This is a genomic window from Phytoactinopolyspora endophytica (genome assembly GCF_004138495.1).
GTDB classification, from domain to species: Bacteria; Actinomycetota; Actinomycetes; order Jiangellales; family Jiangellaceae; genus Phytoactinopolyspora; species Phytoactinopolyspora endophytica.
In genome coordinates, this window is sequence record NZ_ML142855.1 from 233,131 (window position 1) to 240,218 (window position 7,088).

Annotated in this window: 5 protein-coding genes; 4 read left to right on the forward strand and 1 reads right to left on the reverse strand. The window is 70.5% G+C overall.

Annotation, left to right across the window (positions count from 1 at the left end; translation table 11 throughout):
- Both ELR45_RS15895 and ELR45_RS15900 read left to right on the forward strand, forming a co-directional pair.
- The coding region (locus ELR45_RS15895; RefSeq protein ID WP_205856686.1) for a DUF58 domain-containing protein at nt 1-811 on the forward strand (811 nt) is incomplete at its 5' end.
- On the forward strand, nt 808-3,096 hold the full coding sequence (locus ELR45_RS15900; protein ID WP_129667275.1) for a transglutaminase domain-containing protein: 2,289 nt from the start codon (nt 808-810) through the stop codon (nt 3,094-3,096). The genes ELR45_RS15895 and ELR45_RS15900, both read left to right, overlap by 4 nt.
- 59 nt (nt 3,097-3,155) lie before the next feature.
- Here ELR45_RS15900 and ELR45_RS15905 read toward each other — a convergent pair whose 3' ends face one another.
- Nucleotides 3,156-4,967, reverse strand: a complete 1,812-nt coding sequence (locus ELR45_RS15905; protein WP_129667276.1) for a serine/threonine-protein kinase — start codon at nt 4,965-4,967, stop codon at nt 3,156-3,158.
- 215 nt (nt 4,968-5,182) lie between these two features.
- Here ELR45_RS15905 and ELR45_RS15910 point away from each other — a divergent pair, with 215 nt between their 5' ends.
- A complete protein-coding gene (locus ELR45_RS15910; protein WP_129667277.1) occupies nt 5,183-6,574 on the forward strand; it encodes a GntP family permease in 1,392 nt (463 codons plus the stop codon).
- A gap of 170 nt (nt 6,575-6,744) precedes the next feature.
- The coding region (locus ELR45_RS15915) for an Asp23/Gls24 family envelope stress response protein (protein ID WP_205856687.1) at nt 6,745-7,088 on the forward strand (344 nt) is incomplete at its 3' end.

Genomic DNA, 7,088 nt, shown 5'->3' on the forward strand with positions numbered 1-7,088 from the left:
CCGTCGCGGCGTGGTGGAACTGGGCCCGCTGACCCTGTTCCGTCGTGGGCTGGCTCGGCTGGCGGTGGCCCGCAGCTCCTTCGGGGAACGATCGACCGTGGTGGTGCTGCCTCGGATCCTGCCCGTGCTGGGGCTGCCGACCGGCATCCAGCGTAGCCACGTCGGCGCGGACGAGCGCGTCGAGCACGGTGGGACCGATCTGGTCGGGCTGCACGAGTACGTCCCCGGCGACGACCTCCGCCGGCTGCACTGGGCCTCCAGCGCCAAAGCCGGAACACTGATGATCCGCGACGACGCCGACCCGTCCCGGCCGCATCTCACCGTGTTGCTGGATGACCGTGCATCCAGCTATGCCGGCGACGGCTTCGAGGAAGCGGCCGACATCACCGCGTCCCTGGTCGCCGAGGCCGCGTCGAGGGGCCACGCCGCCCGCGTGGTCACTGTCAGCGCAGCACTGGACGTCGAGCTGGCAGCCGGAACGGAAAGCCCGGCGGGCGGTGGCGATCCAGCTGCCCGCGTGCTCGCGGATCCGGTGCTCGAACGGCTGGCCAGGCTCGACCCTGTCGACACCGACGAGATGGCCGCCGCGGCCCTCGCCCGGCACGGCTCCGACATCGTGGTCGTGGTGTCGGGTGAGCGAGCGCCGTCGGCGTCGTTGCTGGTCGACGCCGGGCGGTCCAGCTTCGGCGTGCTGGCTCTGGTCGACGCCCACAGCGACCGTGCGGTCGAGGCGGTGGCGCGCGTCGTGGTGCTTCGTGGTGCGCGCGCCGAGGACGTGCTGACGGGCTGGGACCTGGCGGTGGTCCGATGAGACACGCGTGGGCGGCGATCCTGCTGCTGACCGCGAGCCTGCCGTTGAGCCACGCGTACGACGGCTGGGTGGTGCTTCCCACGCTGCTGCTCGCTGTGGCCCTGCCGGCGGGCATGGTGGCTCTCGGCCGGTGGCTGAAGCTTCCGGCCTGGGTGGTGGCGGCCGCTGCGGGCGGGTTGTGCACGGCCACGGCCCTCGGGGTGTTACGGGAGACCCAGGGCGGCGCGCCCGCCGTCGACCTTCCGGCGTGGCGGGACTCGCCCGGAGTGTCCGTGCTGGGGCCGCTGATCGACGCCGTGCCCCGGCTCCTGACCGGACCCCGGCCCGCGGCCGCGGACGCGGAGATGCTGACGCCCGTCGCTCTCCTGGTCGCGTTGACCACGCTGGCGATCTTCCTGCTGATCGGGCGCGACGGGCGGCTCGGTGTCACTGCGCTGGTCGGCGCCGCCGTGCTGTACACCGCTGGGGCGTTGCTCACCGCGGGGGAGGCGGACCGGTACGGAGTGGTCGCCCTGGTGGTCGTTGTGCTCGCCGGCGCCGGCTGGGTGTTGTTCGACCGTTCGCATCACCGGACGCGCGCCGACCGTGCGGTGGCCCGGCGCGTGGCCGGACGTCGCGGTGCTCTCCTGGCTGGTGCCGGTGGGATGGCTGTCGTCGGATCTGTCGCGCTGGTAGCGGCGGCATTGCCGAATGAGGACTCGTTCGAGCCGCGGGAGCACATCACGCCGCCGATGCTCAACGTCGAGACGGCCAGCCCGTTACCGATGCTCGGTCTGTGGGGAGAACAGAGCGACCTCGAGTTGTTCCGGGTGCGCGGGCAGGCCCCCGAGCGGCTCGGTCTGGTGGCGCTGCCCGACTTCGACGGCGTCGGCTGGCGGGTGGATACACAGTTCCGGCCGCTGGGCGCGGTCGGCGAGCCGGACCTCCGGCCGGGTGCGTACCGGGGCGGCTATGACATGGCCGTCGAGATCATCGACCTCGAGGGAATGTGGCTCCCCGCCGCAGGCACACCGGAGGCGAGCTCGCTGAGCGACGGCTACGTGGATCTGGATACCGGTGCCATGCTCCGCCCGGACGGCGTGCACGAGGGACTGCGGTACGCGCTGCGCGGCCAGGTCGACCAGGCTCCGGCGAGCGTGCGCAGGACGGCCGGGTTGGCGGCCGCCGTGCCCGATCGGTACCTGGCGGTGCCCGGCCTGCCGGCACCCTTCGCCGAATACGCGGCGAGCGCCACGGAGTATGCCGAGTCCCGGTTCGACCAGGCGGTGGCGCTGGAGACACTGGTCCGCACGGGCCGGACGCTGGATCCGCTGGCGCCGGTGGGCTCGTCGTACGCGCGGTTGCAGGACTTTCTCTTCGGCGACGAGGGTGACCCGGGCGCACAGAGCGGCACCGGCGAGCAGTTCGCGGCGGCGTTCGTCGTGCTGGCACGTTCACTCGGCCTTCCCAGCCGGCTGGTGGTGGGGTTCGACGTGCCGACGCCCGACGGCGACGGTGTCTCCACGGTCTACGGGCGGCATGCCACGGCCTGGCCCGAGGTATATCTGTCCCAGGTGGGATGGCTGGCATTCGATCCCACGCCGTCGGACCGCGACGCCGGTGACGGCGACCGGGAGGCGATCACCGGCCCGGAGGAGGAACCCGACGACGGGGAGCCGGAATCCGGGCGGGAGGACGACGCGACGCCGCAACCCACACCGGAGCCGTCTGCCGCCGGCGAGAACTCGGACGGCGCGGATGAGACGTCTTCAGGGCTCGGCGTGGCCACCGTGGTCGCGGGCTCTGGTGGGGTACTGGCCGCCGCCGCGATGGCGATCGTCGTGCTGAGAACGCTGCGCCGGGCGCGGCACCGGCGAGCCGGAGCCATGGGAGCGTGGAACGAGGTGCTGGACTCGCTGTGGCTGGCGGGGCACCGTCCGGCGGCGAGCCTGACGGCGCCGGACATCGCGTCGGACCTGGTCCGCCTCGCCGGTGGTCGAGAGGGTCCGGTCCAGGGCTCGGTGGGCGGCGAGCAGGCACCGAACGACGGCGACACCGACCCCGATGACCACGGCGCACGTGTCGGTGCCGCCGCCGTGTCGCTGGCTTCGCTGGCCGATCGTGCGGCGTTCGGCCCCGCGCCGTCGGCGCAGCGGACCCCTCGCAGCCCGGGCGGCTCAGCGCCTGGCGCCGGCGGCGGGCGGCCATGGGCTCTGGCGGTGACGGTGACCAGAGCGACCCGCCGACACTGTGGGATACGGCGTCGGCTCCTGTGGTGGCTCGACCCGCGCGTCTTGCGCAGGTAGACGTCGCACGGGTGGGTGCGACCGGGAGCGGACCTGGCAGTCGTGCGTGGCCTGGTGGATCAGCGGGTGACGCATTGACGCTCGGAGGCGCCGAAGCGATCGGGTTCGTTCGCCAGGATCCCCACCACCTGGTAGCAGACCTCGTCGAGCCGGGAGTCGACCCCGGGTACGGTGACGTTCTCCATCCCCTGGTCGACCTGGGCGACCGCGTCCGGCGCCGCGGCGTCGTCTGTCACGTCCACCACGATGAAGATGCTGTTGCCGTCGGTCGGGTCGGTCCAGCTGACCCGGATGCTGGTGCCATCGTCACGGAGCTGGACGTCGCCCGGTGCGATCTCCGCGTCGCTGAGATCTGGGTCCAGCGGGTCGGCGGCCGGATCGATGTCCGGGTCGTCCGGAATGAGGTCACCGCCGTCGCTCGACGACGCAGGCCGTTCTGGGCTGTCCGCCTCGTCGTTCGAGCCCAGAACGGCGATCAGCGCGCCGCCCAAAGTCCCGAGCAGCAGCGCGCCGCCGAGAAAGGCCGCCATCACCATCCAGCGGCCGGGGCGGGTGCCTGGTTCTCTCTGGTCCGTCGAAGGCTCGTCGTCGGCGTCTTGAGCAGGCTCGGCAGGGCGGAGCCCCGTGGCATCGAGATCGGGCGTATCGAGATCGGGCGCATGCAGGCCTGGTGCATGCAGGCCTGGTGCGTCGAGGTCTGCGCCGGAGGCCGGTGAACGCGCGGCCGCACGCACCGAACCACCCGCGAGCGCGGCGACCCCTGGATCGGAGATGTGGGCCAGCGCGGACGGAGCCACCGGGCCGGGAGCTGCGGGTTGGGGCGGAGGCAGGGACGGCACGACGCTGCCCGGTCCCCATAGGTCGTCGTCGGCGGGATCGGAATCGCCGCCGTCCGATCCGGGCGCCCACGAGCGGTGCTCGGTCCGCACTCCGGACAGTGCGGCCCGGACGGTCGCGGCGTCGGCGAACCTGTCCTCCCGGCGGGCGCTCAGGCAGCGTTCGACGATGCGAATCAGCTCCGTCGGGGCGTCCGACCGATGCAGCTCACGGATCTGCCCGGTACGCACCCGGCGCAGATAGGCCAGAGCCGTGTCCTCGTCCGGATCATCGACGGCGAACGGCGGCCGGCCGTCGAGCAGGGTGAACAGCGTGGAACCGAGGGACCAGAGGTCGTCCGCCACCGTCGGGCTTTCACCGTCGAGGACCTGTGGCGATGCGTGCCGATAGCTGAACCGTTCCAGCGACGCCGTGTGGCCGGCGTCGGCCATCCGCGCGATCCCGAAGTCGGTGAGCACGTACGAGGTCGGCAGGACCAGGATGTTCTGCGGCTTGATGTCACGATGCAGCACGCCGTGGCCGTGTGCGAAGTCGAGCGCGTCGGCCACGACCGTGCCGGCGGCGGCCACCTCGTCGGCGGAGAGCGGTCCGTGTGCGGCGAGACGGTCGTGCAGGGATCCGAGGTCGAAGAAGTCCATGACGATGCACGCGTGCCCGTCCGCACTGGTGCCTGTGTCAAGGACGGTGATGATGTGCGGGTGCTGCCGTCCCAGCCGGACAGTGATGTCGAGCTCTCGGGCGAATCGATCCCGGGTCGCCGGGTCGTCGATGGTGACCGCCTTGATGGCGACATCACGGTCGAGACCACCCTGGCGGGCGCGGTACACGATGCTGTCCCCGCCGCGGGCCACTTCGGTGAAGCCGTGATAGCCGTCGAGGTGGAAGCCCCCGGGCGTGGTCCCGGTGCCGGGATCGCCGGTGCTGGACTGGCTGTGGGGTGCCCACATCTCACTGGCGGTACCGCCGTCGTCGTGGCGGCTCGTGCCGGCCATGCTTTCCCCTTCCGCACCCCTGCCCTCGCCATATAGTGCCATGCGGGTCTCGTCCAGACGTCTCGGTCACCACGGAATGGGACAGCGAAGATCCCGCCGGGCAACTGGACATGGGCCAAGCGAAGACGACTCGACGTGTGTCAAGCGCAGATGACCGGTCGTGAGCCATGCACCAAGGTTTCTGGTCACAACGGGTGTCAAGTGAGCGGGCTCGTGGGTAGCATGTGGCCCACCAAGATCGTCAATGGAGTTGACGCATGGAGAACGACGTCGAACCCGCCCTCTCGACCGGCCCACTCTTGCTGATCGCCGCTGCCGCGGTCGCCGTTCTCCTCTTCCTGATCATGAAGGTCAGGCTGCACGCCTTCCTCTCGCTGATCGTGATCAGCCTGCTCACCGCGCTCGCCACCCGCATCCCGCTGGCCGACGTCGTGCCGACGATGGTGGACGGGATCGGTGGGACCCTCGGCAGCGTCGCCCTGCTGGTGGCTCTCGGAGCGATCCTGGGGCGTCTGCTGGAGATCAGCGGAGGTGCCCAGGTGCTGGCGGACGCGCTGGTCGGCCGGTCCCAAGGCAACCGGGCCGCGCTGGCGATCGGCGTGGCGGCGTTGCTGTTCGGCTTCCCGATCTTCTTCGACGCGGGCTTGGTCGTATTCCTGCCGATCCTGTTCACGGTCGCTCGCCGGATGGGCGGGTCGCTGCTGACCTACGGGCTTCCCGTCGCCGGGGCGTTCGCGGTCATGCACGCCTTCGTGCCGCCACACCCCGGTCCGGTCGCCGCCGCCGGGCTGATCGAGGCCGACATCGGCCTGGTCCTGCTGTTCGGTCTGCTGATCGGTGTGCCTACCTGGTTCATCGGCGGCTACCTGTTCGGCATCTACATGGGGGGACGCATCAATGTCCCCGTGCCCCAGGTGTTGGCCCGTCAGGAAGAGGTGGAGCGGGAGACCGAGGAGCGGCCCCCGCCGCGATTCCTCTCCGTCCTCCTCGTCCTCCTGCTGCCTTTGGTCCTCATCTTTGGTGAGACCGGTCTGAACACGCTCGTGGAGCAGGACGTCGTCAGCGGCGACAACGACCTCGTCCAGGCAATCCGGATGATCGGCCAGACGCCCGTCGCCCTGCTGATCGCGGTACTGGTGGCGCTCGTGGTCTGTGGGATTGCGCAGGGCCGCTCGTCCGAGGACATCGAGAAGATCACGGATGGTGCGTTCGGTCCGGTGGCCTCGATCATCCTGATCACCGGAGCCGGTGGCATGTTCGGTGCCGTCTTGCAGGCCAGCGGCATCGGGCAGGCGCTCGCGGACACGCTCGACGACACGGGCATGCCGGTTATCGTCGCGGCGTTCGTCGTGGCCACCGCACTCCGTGTCAGCCAGGGATCTGCCACGGTCGCCCTGATCACGACGTCCAGTCTGATGGCGTCCGTGATCCAGGACGGTGACTACAGTGACGCTTACAGGGCGCTGACCGTGATCGCCATCGCCGGCGGAGCCACTGTGCTGAGCCACGTGAACGACTCCGGGTTCTGGCTGGTGGGACGCTTCTTCGGGATGGACGTGCGGACCACGCTGAAGACGTGGACGGTGATGGTGACGCTGCTCGGCTGCATCGGTGCCCTGCTGGCGTTCACTATCAGCGCGTTCGTCTGACCGGTCGGCGAACGAACGTATTGCGACCACGAAGATTGGGTAACGTGAGTTGCGTCACATCGAAACGTGCGTGACGGTTTCGCACTGGATGTGTCCCAGGGGTGGCGGACCGCTCGCGGACGGGCGGGGTCGGGCGGACCGCGCTACTCACGACCACGAGGGGAGTGCGAATGGCGGAGAGAACGGACAAGTCGGCCGGCGACGGGGGTACGGCAACGGAAGACGCTTCGCGCGGCGACGGTCCACTGGTCACCGAGCAGGGCCGGACGACGATCGCGGACAGTGTGGTCGCGAAGATCGCCGGTATCGCGACTAGCGAGGTCGCCGGTGTCTATCAGCTGGGCGGAGGCGCCGCGAGGATGGTCGGAGCCCTGCGGGAGCGGATTCCGGGCTCGACCAAGAACGTCCAGCAGGGTGTCTCGGTGGAGGTCGGCGAGCACCAGGCTGCCGTGGATCTGGACATCGTGGCCGACTACGGGGTGTCTATAGTGGACCTCGCGGCCGGTATCCGGCG

What these genes read in the sequence shown, in the direction of transcription:
- ELR45_RS15910 (WP_129667277.1), top strand. Translation starts at nt 5,183, where the DNA reads ATGGAGAACGACGTCGAACCCGCCCTCTCGACCGGCCCACTCTTGCTG.
- ELR45_RS15905 (WP_129667276.1), bottom strand. Translation starts at nt 4,967, where the DNA reads ATGGCACTATATGGCGAGGGCAGGGGTGCGGAAGGGGAAAGCATGGCC.
- ELR45_RS15900 (WP_129667275.1), top strand. Translation starts at nt 808, where the DNA reads ATGAGACACGCGTGGGCGGCGATCCTGCTGCTGACCGCGAGCCTGCCG.